Source organism: Actinomadura fulvescens (genome assembly GCF_039533225.1).
GTDB classification, from domain to species: domain Bacteria; phylum Actinomycetota; class Actinomycetes; order Streptosporangiales; family Streptosporangiaceae; genus Spirillospora; species Spirillospora fulvescens.
This window is the reverse complement of the sequence record NZ_BAAATD010000007.1, coordinates 142,520-162,297: the sequence shown is the minus strand read 5'-3', so window position 1 is coordinate 162,297 and position 19,778 is coordinate 142,520. Positions and strand designations below refer to the sequence as shown.

The window sequence follows — 19,778 nt, the reverse complement described above, 5'->3', positions numbered from 1 at the left end:
GACACCACGCCGTCGCCCCGCACCCGACCAGGAGTCCCCGATGCCAGCTCCGCCCGGTTTCCGTCTTCCCCCGCCACTGCAGCTCGCCTGGCTGATCAAGGATCCGGCGGGCTTCTACGCGGCCGGCCGGCGCCGGTTCGGCCCGATCTTCCAGGTGCGCTACCCGGGGCTGCCGCCCGAGGTGTGCGTCGCGACCGCCGAGCTCGCCGAGGAGGTGTTCGCCGTCGACGGCGGCGCCGGGCGGGCCGGCGACATCCGGCGCACGTTCGTGGGCCCGCTCGTAGGCGAGGAGTCGCTGTTGTGCCTCGACCACGAGCCGTGGTGGCGGCACCGGCGGCTCATCAGCCCGCCGCTGCACGGCCGGGCCGTCGCCTCGTGGCGGGACACCATCGCCGAGATCGCCGCGGCCGAGGTCGCGAGCTGGCCGTCCGGCACGCCGTTCGCGATGCGCCCGCGCATGGAGAAGATCACCCTTGAGGTGATCATGCGGGTCGTCTTCGGGATCCGCGACGCCGGCCGGATGCGCCGGCTCCGGGCGCTGCTGCCGGAACTGGTCGGGCTCGGCGGGTCCGCCGCCCTGCTGAGGCTGCCGCCCAAGGTGCGCGACCGGGCGCTCACCTCACCCTCGCTGCTGCGGATGGGGGCGCTGCCCACCACCCGGTACGTACGGGTGCGGGACACGGTCGACACGATCCTGTACCAGGAGATCGCGCGCCGCCGGGCCGCACCGATCCCGGATGCGAACGACGTGCTGTCCCAGCTGCTGGCGGCCCGTGACGAACGCGGGGAGCCGCTGACCGACCAGGAACTGCGCGACGAGCTCATGACCCTGCTGCAGGCGGGCCACGAGACCACCGCCACCGCGCTCGCCTGGAGCTTCGAGCGGCTGCTCCGGTCCCCGGACGCGCTGGGCCGGCTGCGCGAGGAACTGGCGGCCGACGACGACGGCCCGTACCTCGGCGCGGTGGTGAAGGAGGCGCTGCGGGCCCGCCCGGTGGTGCTCGGCGCGCCCCGGACGCTGGACGAGCCGGTGCGGATCGGCGGCTACGACATTCCGGCGGGCTGGTACGTCTCCGCCTCGATCCCGCTGATCCTCAGCGATCCGGACGTGTTCCCCGAGCCCGGGGAGTTCCGCCCGGAACGTTTCCTGGGCGAGAACGCGGCGCGGGCGAACAAGGGCTGGGTGCCCTTCGGCGGCGGGCGCCGGTACTGCGCCGGCGCCCAGCTCGCGACCCTGGAGATGCGGACCGTCCTCAGCGAGGTGCTGCGACGTGTCCAACTGACCGCCGTACGGCCGAACCCGGAGAAACCCAGGCTCAAGAACGTCACTCTGGTACCCGCACGTCTCACGGAAGCGGTGGCTTGGCCTATCTATGCGAACCTCGCTTCGGTTAGGGTCGGCGGAGGGTGACGAACTCGGTACGGTTCTGATCCCCTGGTTGACAGAGCGTTCGCGACAGCGGTTGATAGCACTGGAAGGCGACCGCGCGAAAGCGGCCGACATCGGTCGGCGAACGCCCGGGACGTGTGTGCCGGAGGCGGAATGCCGCCGCGTCCGGCCGGCGACTCGGTAAAGTTGTCCCCCGCGATTCCGGTAATCGTGACATGAGGGACAATCACGGCGTATCGACCGCCTGTCACTGTTGGGGTGTGGACATGGAGGGTCGTTCGGGCCAGTCGTCAGCCGCCGGCCCTGGCAACGTGCCGCTGGTCGGACGGCAGGACGTTCTCCGGCTGCTGGAGGAGGCGCTCGACGCCACCGCGGCGGGATCGTTCCGTTTCCTGTCGCTGATCGGCGAGCCGGGCGCGGGCAAGACGCGTCTTCTCGGCGAGCTGGTGGCGGCCGCGGCCGCGCGCAAGCTCACCACGCTGTCGGGCCGGGCGGCCGAGTTCGAGCAGGAGATGCCGTTCGGCGCCGTGGTCGACGCGCTCGACGACCACCTTGAGGACCACTTCCCCGATCTGGCCCCCGGCGCCGTGCGCCTGCTGGCCACGGTCTTCCCGGCGATGTCGGCGGCACTGACCGACCCGCCGCTGCTCGGCGCGGCGCCCGGGCCGCCGTCCCCGATCTCCGGCGAGGCCAACGGCGTGACCCACGTCGCCCGCTACCAGCTGTACCGGACGGTCCGGCTCCTGCTCGACGAGCTGGCCTCCCCCTCCGGGCTGGTGCTCATCCTCGACGACGTGCACTGGGCCGACGACGCCACCATCGAGCTCCTGGACCACCTGGCCCGGCATCCACCGCGCGCCCGCATCCTCATCGCCGTCGCCTACCGGCCGGCGCAGGCAGCGCCGCGGCTGGCCGCGCTCGTCCAGGCCGCCGTCGCGACCGGCGGCGGCGACCAGATCACCGTGCGCCCGCTCACCGAGACCGAGGTCGCCGAGCTTCTCGGGCCCAAGGTCGGACGGGCGCGGTGCAAGGAACTGTACGAGGCCAGCGGCGGAAACCCCTTCTACCTGGAGGCGCTGGCGCGCAGCGACGAGCCCTTCGCCAGCGGGCCGAGAGAGGGCGACCTGCCGCCCGCCGTGCGCGCCGCCCTCCAGCTCGAACTCAGCGGGCTGTCGTCCGCGGCGCTGCGGGTGGCGCAGGGCGCGGCGGTGGCGGCCGACGAGTTCTCTCCCCTGCTGGCCGCGGCCGCCGCCGAGGTCAGCGAGGAGGTGGCGCTGGACGCGCTCGACGAGCTCGTCGCCCGCGACATCGTGCGCCCCGAGGCCGAGCGGTTCCGGTTCCGGCATCCGCTCGTCCGGCACGCCGCCTACGGTTCGGCCGCGGCCGGGTGGCGGCTGGCCGCGCACGGCCGCATCGCCTCCTACCTCGCGGAGATCGGTGCCCCGGCGGCGGTCCGCGCGCGGCACGTCGAACGGTCGGGACGGGTCGGCGACCGCGCCGCGATCATGACGCTGGTCGAGGCCGCCCGCGCGTTCTCGGGGCAGGCGCCCACCACCGCCGCGCACTGGCTGCAGGCCGCGCTCCGGCTGATGCCCGAGAACCTGGCCATCGACCAGGCCGATCCCCCCGCCGGATCACCCGCGCTGCCGTCCCGCCTGGAGCTGCTGCTCGAACTCGCCCAGGTCCAGTCGGTCGGCGGGCACCTGACCGAGGGGCGCGAGACCGCGCGGGCGCTGCTGCGGCTGCTGCCGCTCGACGACCACCACCGGCGCGGCCGCGCCGCCCGGTTCGCCGCCTTGATGGAACGTCAGCTCGACCGGCCGCACGAGGCCCGCGCGCTCCTGCTCGACGAGCTGCGGCGCATGCCCGACCCGCGTTCCCCCGCGGCGGTACCGCTGCGCATGCGCCTGGTCGCCGAGCGCATGATGCGCCTGGACATCCGCGCCGCGCAGGCCGTCCTCGACCTGATGCCCGACAGCTCGGAGGACTGGGAGCCCAGCCTCGAACTGGCGGTCGCGTCGCTGCGGGTGCTGCCGGCGCTGGGCGCCCTCCGCGTCGACGACGCCCTGCGGTACCGGGAGACGGCCGACCGGCTCCTCGCCTCCGCGCCCGACGAGCACCTGGCCGAGTGGATGGACGCCGTCGCCTGGCTGTGCTGGGCCGAGACGATGCTCGGCCACTTCGAGAGCGCCGCGGGGCACTTCCGCCGTGCCTCGGCCGTGGCGCGGGCGACCGGGCAGCAGTACGTGGTGACCAACCTGCAAGCCGGACTGGCCCGGTCGTACGGGATGCTCGGCCGGCTGACCGAGGCGGCCGCGGCGGCCGAGGAGGCCGTGGAGGAGGCCCGGCTGCTCACGTCCGGCCAGCAGCTGGTCTTCGCGCTCACCCAGCAGAGCCTGGTCGCCAACTGGTCGGGGGACGAGCAGGCCGCGCTGCGCCTCGCCCAGGAGGCCGTCGAGATCAAGGCGGGCGGCGGCGAGTGGTGGGGCTCGATGGCCCGCTACGCCCTGGGCCTGGCGTTCATCGCGGCCGGACGCCCGGAGGACGGCGAGCGGGCCCTCACGGAGGCGACCAACGGCTTCCAGCCCCCGATGGCCCTCGATCCCGGCACGCTGCTGTCGGTCTGCGAGGTCATGACCGGCGTCGAGGCCGGACGGGGCCGGCGCACCGAGGCGACGGCCTGGGCCGACCGGGCGGCGAAACTCGTCATTCCGCGGCTGGACGCCAACAACGCGTTCGCGACACTGGCCCGGGCGCACGCGCTCCAGCCGGACGACCCGGCGGGCGCGGCGCGCGAGGCCCTCGGCGCGGCCGAGGCGTTCCAGGCCGCCGGCCTACGCGTGTGCGAGGGGCGGGCCCGGCTCCGGGCCGGCATCGCCCAGGCGGCGGCCGGTGACCGGACGGCCGCCCGCGAACAGCTGCGCGCCGCCAACGAGATCTTCACCGCCTGCGGCGCCCGCACCCTGAAGGGCCAGGCCGAACGCGAACAGCGCCGGCTCGGCGTCCGCGTGCCGACTGCGGGCGGGCGCCGGGGTCCGGGCGGTCCGGGCGGGCTGTCCAAACGCGAGTCCGAGGTCGCCGCCCTCGTCGCCGAGGGCTACACCAACTCCCAGATCGCCGAGAAGCTCTTCGTCAGCGTCCGCACCGTCGAGACGCATCTGTCCCACATCTTCGCCAAGCTCGGCGTCACCTCCCGGGTCGGCGTGGTCAGCGCGCTCAACCGGACGGGCGACGCGGGCTCCGGCGACGCCGCCGACACCCAGGACTGACCGCCGGGACCGATCACAGCGTCTCCGGACGCGAGCGAGAACCTATCCGACATACGTCTCGTCTCAGGGATATCGGACCATCGCACGGATCAACCCGGCGCCACAGCTGATCGGGGTCGTGGGGACAAGTCAGGGTTTCCCACGATGCCGTCACGGCCCGCGCGCCGCATCATCATCTCGGGCAAACACGGAGGCGACGACATGACAGGCACGATCGCACGGTTCACGCTCGAAGGCGTCAAGGACGCCGACGTCACGGTGTACCCGTTCGCGACCGAGGACGGGCTCGGGCTGGAGCTGACGCGCTTCCTGCGCGCCGAGTCCGACGACGTCGTGCTGCTGGTCCACGGCCTGACTTCCGCGAGCGACGTGTTCATCATGCCCGAGCACCGGAACCTGGCGAGCCACCTGCTCGACAACGGCTACACCGACGTGTGGGCGCTCGACTTCCGGATGAGCGGCCGGTACCCCTACGACACCGAGACGCACCGGTTCACCCTGGACGACGTCGCCCTCTACGACTTCCCGGCCGCGCTGCGGGTGCTGCGCCGCCAGGTCGGCGACCGGCGGATCCACGTGATCGCGCACTGTCTGGGCGCGGTCTCGTTCACGATGAGCCTGTTCGGCGGCGCGGTCGGCGGCATCGCCAGCCTGACCTGCAACAGCGTGTCGCTGACCCCCCGGGTGCCGGCATTCTCACGGCTCAAGCTGACCTTCGGCCCGAACCTCATGGAGTACGTCGTCGGCCTGCCGTTCATCGACCCGCGGTTCGGCGACGCGCCGTTCCTCACGCGCGCCTGGATGGTCTCGCGGCTCATCTCGCTGTTCCACAACGAGTGCAAAGAGCGCGCCTGCCACATCCAGAGCTTCCAGTGGGGCGCGGGCAGGCCCGCCATGTACGAGCACGAGAACCTGCTGCCGGTGACGCACGCGCGGATGGCCGACCTCTGCTGCGCGTCCGGGCTCCACTACTACCGGCACGTCCGCAAGATGATCAACGCGGGCAACGCGGTGAAGTACGACCCGAAGGACGACCGGTACGACGCGCTCCCCGACGACTACCTCAGCAACGCCGCCGAAATCGAGACGCCGCTGCTGCTGCTGGCGCCCGAGCGCAACAAGGTCTTCAGCGACTCCAACAACCACTTCCACCGCATCCTGGAGAAGGCCGCGCCCGGCCGCCACGAGCTCGCGGTCCTGCCCGGCTACGGGCACCTGGACCCGCTCATCGGCAAGAACAGCCACCTCGACGTCTTCCCGCGCATCGTCGACTTCATCAAGCGCCACGGCGCGTGACCGGGATCGGCTGACAGATGACCAGGCAGGAGCAGAGCATGGAGCAGGTCGACGCGCTCGTCGTCGGCTCGGGGTTCGGCGGTTCGGTCGCCGCGTACCGGCTGGCCGAGGCAGGGCACTCGGTCGTGCTGATGGAACGCGGCCAGCCGTTCCCGCCGGGCAGCTTCCCCCGCTCCCCTGCCGAGATGGGGCGGGCGTTCTGGGACCCCGACGCGGGCCTGTACGGCATGTACGACGTGTGGAGTTTCGGGGGCTGCGACTCCGTCGTGTCCAGCGGTCTCGGCGGCGGCTCGCTGATCTACGCGAACGTGCTGCTCCGCAAGCCCGAACGGTGGTTCGTCAACGAGACGCCGGACGGCGGCTACGAGCCGTGGCCGATCACCTATGACGATCTCGAGCAGCACTACGAGGCCGTCGAGGACATGCTGGAGGGCACCCCCTACCCGCTGGACCGCGCTCCGTACGACAACACGCCCAAGGCGCACGCGATGCAGGACGCGGCGGCCGAGCTGGGCCTGCACGCCACCCTGCCGCCGTTGGCCGTGAGCTTCGCGCCCGAACGCGGCGCCGCGCCCGGGCTCAGCCTGCCGATCGTCGACGCCGGCTACGGCAACCTGCACGGCCCGCAGCTGCGGCGGACCTGCCGGCTGTGCGGCGAGTGCGACATCGGCTGCAACGACGGCGCCAAGAACAGCCTCGACCACAACTACCTGTCGGCGGCCAAGTTCCACGGCGCCGACCTTCGCACCTCGCACGAGGTGAAGGCGATCCGCCCGCGACAGGGCGGCGGCTACGAGGTCGACTACATCCACCACACCGTCGGCGACCGGCTGCGCAAGCGCAGGCTCAAGACGATCGGCTGCAACCGGCTCGTCCTGGCCGCGGGGACCTACGGCACGACGCTGCTCCTGCTGCGGTCGCAGGGTGACCTGCCGGGCATCAGCAAGGCCCTCGGCACGCGCTTCTGCGGCAACGGCGACCTGCTGACGTTCCTGCTCAAGGCCAAGGACCGCAACCGGGTCCGGGAACTGGACGCCAGCAAGGGGCCGGTCATCACGAGCGCGATCCGGCTGCCGGACGGGCTGGACGGCGGTGCGGGCGGCGGCCGTGGCGCCTACATCCAGGACGGGGGCTACCCCGAGTTCGTCAACTGGATGGTCCACTCCTTCGACGGCACCATCGAACGCGCACTCAGGTTCGTGGTGGGCCGGGTACTCGAACTGTTCAAGTGGTCCCCCGACACCAACCTCTCGAAGGAGCTGTCGGAACTGATCGGCGACGGGGCGCTGACGATGAGCTCCCTTCCGCTGCTCGGCATGGGCCGCGACACCGCCGACGGCGTTCTGCGGCTCAGGGACAACAGGCTGAACGCCGAGTGGACCACCGAGACCAGCGAGCTGCACTTCGAGCGGCTGCGCAAGACCATGCAGAGCATCGCCGACGTGCTCGGCGCGGACTACGCCGACAACCCCATGTGGTTCCGCAAGCGCGTCATCACCATGCATCCGCTCGGCGGCGCCCCGATGGGCGCCACTCCGGACCAGGGCGTGTGTGACGCCTTCGGTGAGGTGTTCGGGTTCCCCGGTCTCTACATCGCCGACGGGGCGGCGATGCCAGGACCGGTGGGCCCGAATCCCTCGCTGACCATCGCGGCCATGTCCGATCGCATGAGCACCCGCCTGCTAGAGAAGGCGGCGGCGGCTAACGGGCACGGCAGCAAGACGCACTCCGTTACGGGGGCCGAGCCGGTCGCGGGGACCGGCTCGCCAGACGGGGTGGCGGGCGACTCGGCGTACGGGTCGGAGTCGGGGGAAGTCGCGGGGACACGGGGGTCCGCCGCGACGGAGTCCGGCCGTACGTCGCTGTCGTTCACCGAGGAGATGAAGGGATTCATCACCTTCGGCGCGACCGAGCCGCGCGTCGGCGAGCTGGCCGAGGGCCGCGAACGCATGTCGTTCCGCCTCACCATCACCGCCGACGACGTGGCCGGTTTCCTGGCCGAGCCCGAGCACACCGCCCGGGCCGAAGGGTGGATCGACGCCGCTGGCTGCGGGGGCCGGCGTCCCGTCCAGCGGGGCTGGTTCAATCTCTTCGCGCCGGCAGGCGCGGAGGACCGCCGTCTGATGAAGTACCGGCTGTACTTCACCGACGCGCAGGGCCGGCCCCGCACCCTCGCCGGGGAGAAGAACGTGCTGCACGGACCGCCGACGCGGATCTGGCCCGACACCTCGACCCTCTACGTCAGGGTGCTGGAGGGCCACGTCGACGAGGACGCGGACGCCGAGGCCGTGGTCGTGGCGGCGGGCGTGCTGCACATCCAGCTCGCCGACTTCGCCCGGCAGCTCACCACCTTCCGTACCGCGGGCCCCGGCGGCCCCGGTTCGCTGATCAGGTTCGGCCGGTTCTTCGCCGGCGAGCTCTGGGAGGTCTACGGTCCCGACCTCACCTGACGGGACCCCCACGAACGTGCAGGACAAGGGAACTGCGGGGTGCCCTTGTCCTGCACCTTTTTCTACCCTTCGAGGCGGGCGCGGTAGACGGCGCGGGCGGCGGCGAGCAGCTCGACGTGGTCGGCCAGCTGCTCCTCGGTGTCCAGACGGCCGTGCGAGCGGATCTTCTCTTCGAGCGCGTCCAGGTAGTCCAGGCACCAGCGGAGGTCGCTCTCGCGGGCCACATGGGCGCCGCCGACGTCGAGGTAGACCGGGCTGGTGTGCGCGTACGAGCCGGAGTAGTGGTACGAGCGCGGGTTGCGGGGGCCGGTGACGACCGCGACGACGTACGTGGGCCCGGAGACGACGAGCTCGGCCGTGAGCTCGTCCGGCGGGCCCTCGGCGAGGACGCCGTCTGCCGTGCGCAGCTGGATGGCGGCGACCTCCGGGCCGATCGTGCGCACGGTGACCGGGACGCGCGTGCCCGGTGCGAGGTCGAGGGTGTCGCCCGGCCCGTGCCCGGCCACGTCGAGCTCCACGAACGGGCCGGTGGTGGCGAACGTTCGGCCGCGCCTGATCGCCTCCGCGAACGACTCCGCGGTCAGGGCGCCGTCGACGCGGGCGTAGACCCGTTCCCATCCGGGCGGGCTCGACTGGCTGCCCCGCCGGTTGAACGAGAACATCGTGTCGGTGCCCGCCGTGACCGCGAGGGTGTTCCCGGCGCCGATCAGATGCCGGTAGACGACGGCGGTGGTCTCGATCGAGGAGTGGTTGAGCACGTCGAGGCTGTCGATGAGGCCGAGGGCGGCGTCGGCGACGACCTCGCGGGCCGAGCAGTTGCGGCCCGCGGTCAGGGCGGCGGGCGGCGGGTCGTCCTCGCCGATCGGGACGTGGAACGGGTGGCTGTAGCCCATGACGGCGCCGCGTTCCCGGAGCTCCCGGCAGGCGGCGCTGTTGGGCGGCCAGTCGACGGTGTCGAGGAAACCGGTGTGGTAGCGCTCGGGCGGCGCGGCGACTCCGAACGCGTAGAGGTGCCCGAGCAGGTCGTTGCGGTATTCGAGGCCCATGCGCGCGACGTGCGTGGCGTCGGACCACGGCAGGTCGCGGCCCGCCCAGTGTTCGAGCGCCTCGCGGTCATAGACGCGCTCGGAGGCGACGTTGCCCGCGACGAGGTTGAGGACGTGCAGGTCCTCGCCGTGTTGCAGGGCGCCGGCCTGGGCGGGCGTGGCGACGGTGTCACCCGCCCAGTTCAGGTGAACGTGCAGGTCGCCGCCGTACCACCCGCGCGCCGCGGCGTCGTGGAGGCGCCGCGGGGTGAGCTCGACGAGGGTCTCGCCCGCGGCGGCGTCCGGCGTGACGGCCGTCTCCACGATCTCGTACTCCATGCCGCGCGTGACCCGTACGGTCAGCGGCTCGGCGGGGACGTCGACGGTCAGGTCGTCGCCGTGGAAGTAGGGCATGCGGGCGGCGTCCCGGTTGGGCTCGGCGCCCTCCGGGTACCAGCCCTGGCCGTGGTCCCCGACGACCGTCCAGCGGCACGGGAATCCCGCGCGGAGGCGGAGCCTGGCCGGGGCGGCGGGCCGGGTGAGCGCGTCGAGCGCCACGGCCGCGCCGTCGACGGAGACCGCGCTGCCGCTGGTCACCGGGACCACTCGGGCACCGCCGGGTTCGATCTCGTACGAACGGTCGTCCACGCGCACGGTGACCGCCTCCGCCCGCGAGGAGTCGACGAGCAGGTGCGTGCGGATCGGGCGGCCGTCCAGCACCGCCTGCGCGCGGGCGTCCAGGCGCGTGCCCGCGGGTGTGACGCGCAGGGCCGCGAGGTTGTCCAGCACCTGGTCGCCGAGGGTGTCGCGGATGATCCGCTGGAAGTCCAGGCCGGCGATGAGGACGGCGGCCTCCTCCTCGGTCGCGCCGGGGTGGAGCTCGAAGACCCGCTCCACGCACGTCAGCCAGAACAGGCTCTCGTCCACCATGAACGCGTCCACGTCCATCTGCCGGACGTACATGATCGGGTCCTCGCCCCAGGTCGGCCCGTGTTCGGCGAGCAGCTCCCGGTACTCCGCCAGCGCCCGCCGTACCTCGGGCGGCAGGGTCGGGTCATCGCACATGCCGTGCCTCCCGTTCGTCGAGATCGCGGTCAGCGTGACACGGAACGATCGGGAGGGGAACGGACGGGCGACCGGCGGGAGTCGCTCTGTGCTACCCGGTGGAAGATCTTTCCACCGGGGGCCTATGACCCGGCCGTCCGGGCGCGGAACGCCGCGGTCTTGACGCGGTTCTGGCACGCGGTCGAGCAGAACCGGCGGGTGCCGTTGCGCGAGACGTCCACGTAGACGCGGTCGCAGTGCGGCGCCGTGCAGACGCCGAGGCGGTCATGGTGGCCGCTGTCGATGACCACCGCGAGACCGGTGGCGCACGGCGCCGCCACCTGCGCCGCGAGGGCGTCGCCGCTGGCGTGGAAGTGCACGTGCCAGGGCTCGCCGTCGTGCCTGGCCAGGTGGGGCCGGGCGTTGTAGCGGTCGAGCAGGCGGTTGACCTGGTCGGCGGCCCGGTCGACGTCATCGCCCGCGAACGCCTCGAAGACGGCGCGCAGCTCCGCCGCGGCCTCGGCCAGCGCGTCGGCCTCCGCGGGGGTCGGCGTGCTCCACTTCACCGCCTCCGCCGCGGCGGCGACACGATCCTCCGGAGCGTAGGGCCGGCCGCGCCGCTCGCCCTCGGTGAGCGCGTTCACCAGCGCCACGGCGTCCGCCACGACGCCATCGGTGTGACTGTTGAAATCCACTTGACCAGTTACCTGCCCTCGCTCTACGGTGTAACTGTTCAAAGCATATAGAACAGTGACGGGAGTCGCCATGTCCACGCTCACCCCTCAGCTGACCACCGATGTCGCCGACCACTGGATCGCCCGCTGGGACCGCCAGCAGGAGGGGTACCTGCCCGACCGCGAGGAGCGGTTCACCGCGCTGGTCGACGCCGTCGAGGCGGGCGCCGGACGTCCCGACCCGCTGATCCTCGACCTCGGCTGCGGCCCGGGCTCGCTGTCGGCGCGGCTGCTCGACCGGCTTCCGGAGGCCACGATCGTCGCCATCGACACCGACCCGCTGCTGCTGGCCCTGGGCGAGGCCGTGCACGCGGGCCGGGACGGCCTCCGGTTCGTCGACCTCGACCTCCGCACCCCGGGCTGGTCGGCGGCCCTGCGCCTGGACCGGCAGATCGACGCGGCGGTGAGCACCACCGCCCTGCACTGGATCTCCGGTCCCGAACTGCGGACCACCTATGCCGAGCTGGCGAGGCTGCTGCGGCCCGGCGGGCTCTTCCTGAACGGCGACAACTTCTCCGTCGAGGACCAGGCTCCCGCCATCGCCCGTCTTGACCGATCGCTCCAGGAGCGCGAGAGGACGCGCCGCTTCGCCGCGGACCGCCCCGAGGGCTGGCGGGAGTGGTGGGAGGCCGCCGCGGCCGACCCGGCGCTCGCCTCGTTCATCGCCCCGGACGCGGTCGACGCCGCGGGCTCCGACCACAACGGCTCGGAGTCGGGCCTGCTGTCCACGCACGTGGACGCGCTGCGCGAGTCGGGCTTCGCCGAGGTCGGCACCCTCTGGCAGCGCGGCGACAACCGGCTGCTGTGCGCCGTGCGCTGAGCCGTCACCGGTCCCGGGCCCACGGGGTCCGGGACCAGGGCTTGAAGACCGACAGGGCCACCATCGTCACGTACATCGTGAGCGACACGACCGGCGGGTAGAGCGTGTCCGGGCCGCTGTCGTCCAGGGGCGTGGCGATGGCGGCCTCGGCCGCCTCGTGCAGACCGGGGCGGAGCGAGAAGATCGTGAGAGTGACCGCGGTCAGGGTCAGCACGACCTTGGCGAGCACCCAGTAGTGGCGGGTCACGCCCCAGTGCGTGCCGAGCGCGAGGACCAGCCCGGTGAGCAGGGTCAGCAGGCCCGCCGGGATCAGCAGCAGATCGCCGAACAGCCGCATGGAGATGTAGGCGGCGCGGAGCGTCTGCGGATCCTCGGTGGCCAGGCCGGTGATCGTCAGCGTGAGCAGGCCGATGTCCAGACCCAGCCAGGTGATCGAGACGATCAGGTGCAGGAACAGGTTCGCCTTGCGGGCGCGCGGCGACATGCGCCACCGGCCGGTGTTCTGCCGGCGGCGGGCCGGGGCCTTGGCGGAGATCTGTGTACGGGTCGTGGCTGTCATACCGACGACGGTGCCGGTGCGATACCGGGCGGGACGTCGCACGGCCGGAGGCTCCTTCGCTGCTTCGGGCGAAGTAGCGGGAGGCCTCCGGCCTACTCTCCCGGACGTAGCGCCTGCGTGCCGGGCACCTCAGGACGCGAGCCCTGTCAGGACGCGAGCACGTCAGAAGGCGAGCACGTCAGGACACGGGCACGTCAGGACGCGGGCGCGTGGCCGTAGAGGCGCTCCACGTGCAGCCGGACGACCACGCGCTGGTCGGCGACCATCGCGCGGCGGTAGTCGTCCCAGTCGGGGTGCTCCTCGCCGCGGACGTCGCGGTAGACGTCGATGAGCTCCTCGACGGCCGCGTCGTGCGGGTCGCGCGCGACCTCCGACAGCTCGGCCGTGCCCTCGGCGACCACGTACGCCCAGCCGTCGGGGGTCTGGACGTGCAGGCTGGCGCGCGGGTCGCGGCGCAGGTTGCGCACCTTGGCGCGGTCGGCGGTCACCGAGATCCGGATCAGGTCCTTCGCCTCGTCGTAGTGATAGTTGATGTTGGACAGCTGGGGCCGTCCGTCCTTCTTGAGCGTGACGAGCACGCCCAGGTTCCGCTCGTTCAGCAACCGTGTGAATGCCGCCTCGTCCGCCATCCGGACCGCCTCCCGCAGTGATCGTCCATGCCATGAGCCAACCTAGGCGACCGCCGCCGCTTCCGGGCGAGCACGCCGCGCGCGAAGCGCGCGGCGTGCCGTTCAGGCGTGCTGCTCGTGCGGGACGAGCGCGGGGAAGTCGTAGACGCGCGCGCCGGGAGGGCCGGCGGGCATCCGGGCGGACGGCCGGTCGCCCGGCCCGCCCGCCCCTCCTTCGTCCGTGCCGGCGACCGGCCCGGTGAAGATGTGGCCGCGGAACGCGGCGCCCTTGGCCATGACCTTGATCGCCTGGAACCCCGCGGGCGGCAGGGCGCAGAACCCGGTCAGCACGACGTCCTCGTAGAGCGAGTCGGACACGACGTAGGCCAGGTCACGGCCGGGCTCGTCCACCAGCAACCGGCGCAGCGGACCGGCGTCCAGGAGCCGCTGCACGACGATCGGCGCGTCGCCCGCCGGACCGAAGGGCCCCGCGGTCAGCGTGCCGTGGTGCAGCGAGAGCCGGACGCGCAGCGGCGCCCCCGCACCCCGGTCGTGGTTGATCCCGCGCAGCGCGGCGGCCAGCCGGATCACGAAGTCACCGGCCACCGGCGCCGGATCGACCCCCTCGGGCAGCGTGGCCAGCTCGCCGTCCCCGCCGACCTGCTTGTCCCACCGGGCGCGGTCGAGCCCCACGCCCGCCGCGGCGCTGTCGAGCGCGTCGGACAGGTGCCGCTGCGCGAGCAGCTGCTCGCGGGTGTCCCGCTTGCTGTACGCCTGGATGTCCACCGCGAGCAGTAGCCGGTAGACCAGGTGCCCGTTGCTGTTCACTCCATCGCCTTCCGGTCCTCCGAGCAAATCGGGCCCGATGCCCTCATTCGCTCCACTGGGGAGTGAGTGTTGCCGTTGGCGGAGGACCACTCTCCGGCGAGTGGCCGACGACTGGGTCCTCCTCCTTGTCATGTCGTGTGATGCCGGCGAACACCCCGTTGGACGGACTCCCCGATGTCTATGGACCCACAAGTAAGGGACATATGACAAACAAGTTAGGGGCGTTATGACGACGTAGGGCCGTATGGGGGACTTGTTGCCCCTGAGCCGACGACCTCGCCGGCGCGTTGAACCTCACGGCGGCACACCCGCGTACTGCTTTCCGACGTGACACCTGGTTCACATCGGAGGAGCACCATGCGGGTGCGGCGACGGGCCGTCCTGGCGGGCGGCGCGACGGCGGCGAGCCTCGCGCTCACCGCCTGCGGCGGGTCCTACGGCTTCGGCGCCTCCGCCTCGGGCGGCACTTCTCCCGGACGCGCCGCCGCGAGCGGCGCGCCGGTGGGCGCGGTGCCCGAGGCGCGGACCAGCGGGCGCAGCCTGCGCGCGATGACCCATCTGCATCTGGGCCGCATCATCATGGACGGCGGCGGTCGCACGCTCTACCGGTACGACCGCGACAGCGCCGTCCCGCCGCGCACCACGTGCATCGGCGGGTGCGCCCAGACCTGGCCGCCGGCGCGCTGGGTCCCCGGCATGAAGATCACCGGCGTGAACCGCGCGCTCGTCGGCCAGGTCCGCCGCCCGGACGGAAGCCTGCAGCTCACCGTCGGAGGCTGGCCGATGTACCGGTACGCCCGCGACCTCGGGCCGGGCGACGCCCGAGGCCAAGGGCAGAGCGGCGTCTGGTGGGTGAGCAAGCCCAGCGGAGCCAGGACCCGGGCATCGGCGGGCGGCCCGGCCGAGAACGGAGGCGGATCGCCGCCGGGCGGCTGAGCCCGGCGCCCTCCTCGCCGGGCCGGAACTCACCCCGTACCTCCCCACCAGCCGGAGACCTCGATGGCCCACCGATCCCCCACCGCCGCACCGGCCGAACGCGTCGCCACCGGCCCGTGGAGCTGGTTCCGCGGCTCGCGCCCGCCCGACACCGTCGACGACCAGGTGATCGTGACCGAGCTCTACCGCGTGTACGGCCGCCCGCTGCTGTCGTTCGTGCTGCGCCTCACCGGCGGCGACCGGCACTGGGCCGAGGACGTCGTCCAGGAGACGATGATCCGCGCCTGGCGCAGCGCCGGCCAGCTCGACGCCGACGCCGCCTCGCTGCTGCCGTGGCTGGCGACGGTCGCCCGGCGCATCGTCATCGACGACCAGCGCCGCAAGAACGCCCGGCCCCAGGAGGCGGGCGAGGGCCCGCTGGAGAACCTGCGGGCCCCCGACGGGATGGAGGATCTCCTGCGCTCCGTGGTCGTCTCCGAGGCCCTGCTGTCCCTGTCACCCGCCCACCGCGAGATCCTCAACGAGACGTTCTTCCGGGATCGCACGGTCAACGAGGCCGCGCGGCAGCTGGGCATCCCCGTGGGCACGGTCAAGTCACGGGTCTACTACGCGCTCCGGGCACTGCGCGTCGCCCTGGAGGAAAGGGGCGTCACGCCATGACCGCCGGCATCCAGCACCTCGACGTCGGCGCGTACGCCCTCGGACTCCTGGAGGAGCCCGACCGGCACGCGTTCGAGGGCCATCTGTCCGTCTGCGTCCGGTGCCACGAGGAGCTGGCGGTGCTGCGCGGCGTGGCCGCCACCCTCGACGGCATCGCGCCGATCGAGGACCCCGTCCGCGCGTTCCCCGTGGAGCCCGATCCCGCCGTGGTGTCGGACCTGCTGCGGCGCCGGGCGCGCAAGGACGGCAACCGCCGCCTCGCGCGGACGATGCTCAGCGCCGCGGCCGGGGTCGTGCTCCTGGCGGGCGCGTTCGGCGCGGGCATCACGATGTCGTCCACCGAGGACGAGCCGCCGGCCCGGCCCGACGGCGGCGTCGAGGCGCTCCTGCGGTCCGGGCACCGCGTCTCCGCGAACGACGCGGGCACGGGGGTCTCGGGCACGGTGGCCATGGAGCCCAAGCTCTGGGGCAGCCGGATCGGGCTCAGGCTCAGCAAGGTCCGCGGCCCGCTGGAATGCGAGCTGCTGGCGATCGACCGGCGCGGCCGCACCCACACGGTCGCGGGCTGGTCGGTCCCGGCCAAGGGCTACGGCCAGCCGGAGTCGCCCGCCCCGTTGACCGTGCAGGGCGGGACGGCGCTCAAACCGGCCGAGATCACCCGCTTCGAGGTACGGACCATCGGAGGCGGGCGCACGCTGCTCACCGTTCCGACGTAGGAGCTGGTCAGCCGTAGGCGCTGGTCAACCGTAGGCGGTGATCAGCCGTAGGCGGTGGTCAGCCGGGGAGCGCGGCGGCCCGGTGGCGGGCGATGGCCAGCGCGGGGTAACAGTCAGGCGGGATCTCGCCGGCGGTGTCGAGGGCGGACCTGAGCCGCCTGCCGACGGCCTTGGGGTCATGAGGCTGGACGACGCAGAGCTCGGCCTGCATCGCCTGCCGCGCCGCGGCCATCAGGGCGGGCACGTCCCCGACGACGACGATCTCGCTCGGGGTGTCCCCGTGCGCCAGCCGGACGGCGAGGGCGTGCAGGTCGCCGCCGCCCTCGTACCGGAACTCGCAAACGAGGCGGTCGCCGTCGAGCGGACCCTCCTGGATCAGCCACACCTGGCTCGGCGTCACCTTGCCGAGCGCGCTCAGCCAGGCGGGCTCGGCGAGGTTGCGCACCCCGTCGGCGGCCTTGCCCGCGGCGCGGCGGCCCTCGACCGGGCCGATCGCCTCCAGCGTGCGCAGGAAGGCGTAGGCCCCGGGCGTCCCGGCGGCGCGCAGGCTCATCATGAGGTCCGCCAGGGCGGCCCGCCGCCCCCGGACGTCGGGGGCGGCGGCCTCCAGTGTCCCGAGCTGCGCGGACGTCCACACCTCGGCCTGGAGCGCGCCCGGTTGCGCGGGCAGCTCGTCCGCCGCCCGGACGTACGCCTCGTACACCTCACGCAGTCCGGGCAGCAGCAGCCGGGGGCTCTTGGCAGTCACGCGCTCCAGGATACTGACCGGTAGGCGGTGGACTCAGCGGGCGAGGTTCCGGTAGCGGCGGACCGACAGCGGCAGGAAGACCGCGATGATCACCAGTGGCCAGAGCACCGCCAGCAGCAGGCTGTGGTCACCGGCCCACGAGCCGGTGCTCGTCAGGCCCGGGTTGCCGAACAGGTCCCGGGTCGCGGTGGCCGTGGCCGACATCGGGTTCCACTCGGCGATCACCCCGAGCCAGCCCGGCATCGTGCTGGGCGCGATCAGCGCACTGGACAGGAAGCTGATCGGCCAGACCAGGATTTGCACCGCCATGATCGACTCCGGTCCCTTGGCGACCAGGCCGAGGTAGGCGCCCATCCAGAGCAGGGAGAAGCGCAGGAGCAGCAGCAGCCCGAACGCCACCACCGCCTTGCCCGCCCCCTCGTGCCACTTCCAGCCGATGAGCAGGCCGCAGCCCACCATCACCACCAGCGAGACCAGCGAATTGATCATGTCGGCGACACAGCGGCCGGCGACCACGGCCGACGGCGCCATCGGCATGGCGCGGAACCGGTCCGTGACGCCCTTGGCCGTGTCGTTGGCGATCGCGGCGAACGTCGCCTCCACGCCGAAGACCATGGTCATGGCGAACATGCCCGGCATGATGAACTCGCGGTAGTTCCCGCCGCCCGGCACCTTCATCTGGCCGCCGAACAGATAGCCCATGATCAGGACCATCATCACCGGGAACAGCAGCCCGATGAGCAGCTCGTCCAGCTTCCGGGCCCAGTGCGCGAACGCCCGCAACGTGATCGTCCAGGCGTCGGCGAGGGCCCAGCGGGCCCGGCCGGCCCAGCCGCGCGGCGGCTCGGGAACGGGGATCGGGGTGAGCGTGGCGAGGGTCATGCCGATACCTCCTCTCGGGTGAGGTGCAGGAACACCTCGTCCAGCGTGGGCCGCCGCAGCCCGATGTCCTCGACCTCGATCCCCGCGTCGGCCAGCGCCCGGACCGCCTCGGTGAGCGCGGCCACCCGGTCGGTGACGGGCGCGTCGATGCGCCGGGTGTCGGCGTGCACGTCCGCGCCCCGGCCGCCGATCCGGCCGATGATCTCGGCGGCCGCCGCGAGCCCGTCCGCGTCGTGCACGACGACGTCGAGCCGGTCGCCGCCGAGCCGCGACTTCAGCCGGTCGGGGCTGCCGGAGGCGATGATCCGGCCGTTGTCGACGACCGAGATGTCGCCGGCCAGCCGGTCGGCCTCCTCCAGGTACTGCGTGGTGAGCAGCACGGTGGTGCCGCCGCCGACGAGCGTGCGGACGGCGTCCCACACCTCGACGCGGCCGCGCGGATCGAGGCCGGTGGTCGGCTCGTCCAGGAACAGGACCGGCGGCGCCAGGATCATGCTCGCCGCCAGGTCGAGCCGGCGCCGCATGCCGCCCGAGTACTTGCCGACCGGCTTGGCGGCGGCGTCGGTGAGCCGGAACCGCTCCAGCAGCTCGTCGGCCCGCCGCCGCGCGGTGCCGGTGTCCAGGTGGTAGAGCCGCCCGAACATGACGAGGTTCTGCCGTCCGCTGAGGACCTCGTCGACCGCGGCGTGCTGCCCGACCAGGCCGATCCGCGACCGGACGTGCGCCGACCGCCGGACGACGTCGTGCCCGGCGACCTCGGCGCGCCCGGAATCGGGCCGGATCAGCGTCGTGAGAACGCGGACCAGCGTGGTCTTGCCCGCGCCGTTCGGGCCGAGCACGCCGTGCACGGTCCCGGTGGGCACGGTGATGTCGACCCCGTCGAGGGCCCGGGTGTCGCCGTAGCGCTTGCGCAGCCCCTCGGCCACGATCGCGAACTCCGTGGAGTCCATCTCACCCTCCAACTCTATACGTTGTACGGAGAAGACTATAGCGTACGGCGTACAAAGTTCTAGTGTCTGCCAGGATGGACAGCGTGACCATGGAGTACAGCGGCACCGGGGACCCGAAGCGCAGCCTTGAGCTGCTCTGGGGCGTGCAGGAACGTCCCCGCCGCGGCCCGAAGCCCAAGCTGACCGTCGAGCGGATCGTCACGACCGCGATCGACCTCGCCGACGCCGCCGGTCTGGACGCCCTGTCGATGCGCCGTATCGCCGAAGAGCTCGGCGTCGCCCCCATGTCGATCTACACCTACGTCCCGTCCAAGGCCGAGCTGATCGACGTGATGATGGACCGCGCCCTCGGCGAGCTCGTGCCACCCGACGACGTGCCCGGCGGATGGCGGGCCAAGCTCGCGCACGTCGCCCGCCAGAACTGGGACCTCTACCACCGGCACGCGTGGCTGCTGGAGATCTCCGCCAGCCGGCCGCCGATGGGCCCGAACCTGATCGGCAAGTACGAGTACGAGCTGCGCGCGGTCGACGGCCTCGGTCTCACCGACGTGGAGATGGACTCGGTGATCTCCCTGGTCACCGGGCACGCCCAGAGCTCGGCGCGGGTCTCGGTCAACGCCGCCCAGGCCGAACGGCGCACCGGCATGACCGACGTGGAATGGTGGGAGGCGACCGCCCCGGTGCTCGACGAGGTCCTCCAGCCGGACGCCTACCCGCTCGGCTCGCGCGTCGGCACCGCCGCCTCGCAGGCCTACGGCGGCGCGATCGGCCCCGAGCACGCCTTCGAGTTCGGCCTGGAACGCATCCTCGACGGCATCGCCGTCCTCATCACCGAACGCGCCTCCGGCTGACGGCTCGTTCGC

The 19,778-nt window shown here is 72.7% G+C and carries 17 protein-coding genes; 9 read left to right on the top strand and 8 right to left on the bottom strand.

The genetic code is table 11. From position 1 onward, the window contains the following. Positions 1-40 precede the first annotated feature (40 nt). From ABD333_RS25775 to ABD333_RS25760, 4 genes are all read left to right on the top strand, one after another. Positions 41-1,411: a cytochrome P450 gene (locus ABD333_RS25775; RefSeq protein ID WP_344544942.1), complete on the top strand. Its 1,371-nt coding sequence runs from the start codon at positions 41-43 to the stop codon at positions 1,409-1,411. A 245-nt stretch (positions 1,412-1,656) separates the two neighbouring features. Beyond that, positions 1,657-4,659, top strand: a complete 3,003-nt coding sequence (locus tag ABD333_RS25770) for a helix-turn-helix transcriptional regulator (RefSeq protein WP_344544941.1) — start codon at positions 1,657-1,659, stop codon at positions 4,657-4,659. Positions 4,660-4,860: 201 nt separating this feature from the next. Next, entirely contained in the window at positions 4,861-5,955 is a 1,095-nt protein-coding gene (locus ABD333_RS25765; RefSeq protein ID WP_344544939.1) for an alpha/beta hydrolase, read from the top strand. Between the two features lie 38 nt (positions 5,956-5,993). After that, complete coding sequence (locus ABD333_RS25760) at positions 5,994-8,405, top strand: GMC oxidoreductase (protein ID WP_344544936.1); 2,412 nt, start codon at positions 5,994-5,996, stop codon at positions 8,403-8,405. Positions 8,406-8,467: 62 nt separating this feature from the next. Here the strand turns inward: ABD333_RS25760 and ABD333_RS25755 are convergent, their stop codons facing one another. Together ABD333_RS25755 and ABD333_RS25750 are read right to left on the bottom strand one after the other, a co-directional pair. Next, entirely contained in the window at positions 8,468-10,495 is a 2,028-nt protein-coding gene (locus ABD333_RS25755; RefSeq protein WP_344544934.1) for a CehA/McbA family metallohydrolase, read from the bottom strand. 122 nt (positions 10,496-10,617) lie between these two features. Then, complete coding sequence (locus tag ABD333_RS25750) at positions 10,618-11,169, bottom strand: CGNR zinc finger domain-containing protein (RefSeq protein ID WP_344544932.1); 552 nt, start codon at positions 11,167-11,169, stop codon at positions 10,618-10,620. Positions 11,170-11,239: 70 nt separating this feature from the next. Between ABD333_RS25750 and ABD333_RS25745 the strand changes: the two genes are divergently transcribed. After that, entirely contained in the window at positions 11,240-12,028 is a 789-nt protein-coding gene (locus tag ABD333_RS25745; RefSeq protein ID WP_344544929.1) for a class I SAM-dependent methyltransferase, read from the top strand. Positions 12,029-12,032: 4 nt separating this feature from the next. Here ABD333_RS25745 and ABD333_RS25740 read toward each other — a convergent pair whose 3' ends face one another. The 3 genes from ABD333_RS25740 to ABD333_RS25730 form a co-directional block, all read right to left on the bottom strand. Beyond that, positions 12,033-12,587, bottom strand: coding sequence for a hypothetical protein (locus ABD333_RS25740; RefSeq protein WP_344544927.1), 555 nt, complete (start codon positions 12,585-12,587; stop codon positions 12,033-12,035). 194 nt (positions 12,588-12,781) lie between these two features. After that, positions 12,782-13,216 carry a PPOX class F420-dependent oxidoreductase gene (locus ABD333_RS25735; protein ID WP_344544925.1) on the bottom strand — a complete coding sequence of 145 codons (435 nt, stop codon included), beginning with the start codon at positions 13,214-13,216 and terminating at the stop codon, positions 12,782-12,784. Between the two features lie 102 nt (positions 13,217-13,318). After that, a complete protein-coding gene (locus tag ABD333_RS25730; protein WP_344544923.1) occupies positions 13,319-14,023 on the bottom strand; it encodes a nucleotidyl cyclase domain-containing protein in 705 nt (234 codons plus the stop codon). A gap of 357 nt (positions 14,024-14,380) precedes the next feature. Between ABD333_RS25730 and ABD333_RS25725 the strand changes: the two genes are divergently transcribed. From ABD333_RS25725 to ABD333_RS25715, 3 genes are all read left to right on the top strand, one after another. Beyond that, entirely contained in the window at positions 14,381-14,959 is a 579-nt protein-coding gene (locus ABD333_RS25725) for a hypothetical protein (RefSeq protein WP_344544921.1), read from the top strand. Positions 14,960-15,022: 63 nt separating this feature from the next. Further along, positions 15,023-15,619: a sigma-70 family RNA polymerase sigma factor gene (locus tag ABD333_RS25720; RefSeq protein ID WP_425546935.1), complete on the top strand. Its 597-nt coding sequence runs from the start codon at positions 15,023-15,025 to the stop codon at positions 15,617-15,619. Continuing rightward, a complete protein-coding gene (locus tag ABD333_RS25715) occupies positions 15,616-16,335 on the top strand; it encodes a hypothetical protein (protein ID WP_344544919.1) in 720 nt (239 codons plus the stop codon). Before ABD333_RS25720 ends, ABD333_RS25715 begins: the two co-directional genes overlap by 4 nt. Before the next feature lie 58 nt (positions 16,336-16,393). On the opposite strand, the gene ABD333_RS25710 is transcribed toward ABD333_RS25715, so the two are convergent. Genes ABD333_RS25710 through ABD333_RS25700 form a run of 3 tightly spaced genes read right to left on the bottom strand, consistent with a single transcriptional unit; the run spans position 16,394 to position 18,915 of the window. Then, entirely contained in the window at positions 16,394-17,083 is a 690-nt protein-coding gene (locus ABD333_RS25710) for a hypothetical protein (protein ID WP_344544917.1), read from the bottom strand. A gap of 33 nt (positions 17,084-17,116) precedes the next feature. Next, the gene (locus ABD333_RS25705; RefSeq protein WP_344544915.1) at positions 17,117-17,965 is read right to left on the bottom strand and encodes an ABC transporter permease; all 849 of its coding nucleotides are present in this window, start codon (positions 17,963-17,965) and stop codon (positions 17,117-17,119) included. After that, a complete protein-coding gene (locus tag ABD333_RS25700) occupies positions 17,962-18,915 on the bottom strand; it encodes an ATP-binding cassette domain-containing protein (protein WP_344544913.1) in 954 nt (317 codons plus the stop codon). Before ABD333_RS25700 ends, ABD333_RS25705 begins: the two co-directional genes overlap by 4 nt. A 74-nt stretch (positions 18,916-18,989) precedes the next feature. On the opposite strand from ABD333_RS25700, the gene ABD333_RS25695 reads away from it, so the two are divergent. Then, positions 18,990-19,766 carry a TetR/AcrR family transcriptional regulator gene (locus tag ABD333_RS25695; RefSeq protein WP_344544911.1) on the top strand — a complete coding sequence of 259 codons (777 nt, stop codon included), beginning with the start codon at positions 18,990-18,992 and terminating at the stop codon, positions 19,764-19,766. The last annotated feature ends 12 nt before the right edge of the window (positions 19,767-19,778 follow it).

Bases quoted from the DNA above. Each gene is read 5' to 3' on its own strand.
- ABD333_RS25760 (WP_344544936.1), top strand. From the start codon at position 5,994: ATGGAGCAGGTCGACGCGCTCGTCGTCGGCTCGGGGTTCGGCGGTTCG.
- ABD333_RS25725 (WP_344544921.1), top strand. From the start codon at position 14,381: ATGCGGGTGCGGCGACGGGCCGTCCTGGCGGGCGGCGCGACGGCGGCG.
- ABD333_RS25700 (WP_344544913.1), bottom strand. From the start codon at position 18,915: ATGGACTCCACGGAGTTCGCGATCGTGGCCGAGGGGCTGCGCAAGCGC.
- ABD333_RS25695 (WP_344544911.1), top strand. From the start codon at position 18,990: ATGGACAGCGTGACCATGGAGTACAGCGGCACCGGGGACCCGAAGCGC.
- ABD333_RS25735 (WP_344544925.1), bottom strand. From the start codon at position 13,216: ATGGCGGACGAGGCGGCATTCACACGGTTGCTGAACGAGCGGAACCTG.
- ABD333_RS25740 (WP_344544927.1), bottom strand. From the start codon at position 12,587: ATGACAGCCACGACCCGTACACAGATCTCCGCCAAGGCCCCGGCCCGC.
- ABD333_RS25720 (WP_425546935.1), top strand. From the start codon at position 15,023: ATGGCCCACCGATCCCCCACCGCCGCACCGGCCGAACGCGTCGCCACC.
- ABD333_RS25705 (WP_344544915.1), bottom strand. From the start codon at position 17,965: ATGACCCTCGCCACGCTCACCCCGATCCCCGTTCCCGAGCCGCCGCGC.
- ABD333_RS25765 (WP_344544939.1), top strand. From the start codon at position 4,861: ATGACAGGCACGATCGCACGGTTCACGCTCGAAGGCGTCAAGGACGCC.
- ABD333_RS25745 (WP_344544929.1), top strand. From the start codon at position 11,240: ATGTCCACGCTCACCCCTCAGCTGACCACCGATGTCGCCGACCACTGG.
- ABD333_RS25715 (WP_344544919.1), top strand. From the start codon at position 15,616: ATGACCGCCGGCATCCAGCACCTCGACGTCGGCGCGTACGCCCTCGGA.
- ABD333_RS25755 (WP_344544934.1), bottom strand. From the start codon at position 10,495: ATGTGCGATGACCCGACCCTGCCGCCCGAGGTACGGCGGGCGCTGGCG.
- ABD333_RS25770 (WP_344544941.1), top strand. From the start codon at position 1,657: ATGGAGGGTCGTTCGGGCCAGTCGTCAGCCGCCGGCCCTGGCAACGTG.
- ABD333_RS25775 (WP_344544942.1), top strand. From the start codon at position 41: ATGCCAGCTCCGCCCGGTTTCCGTCTTCCCCCGCCACTGCAGCTCGCC.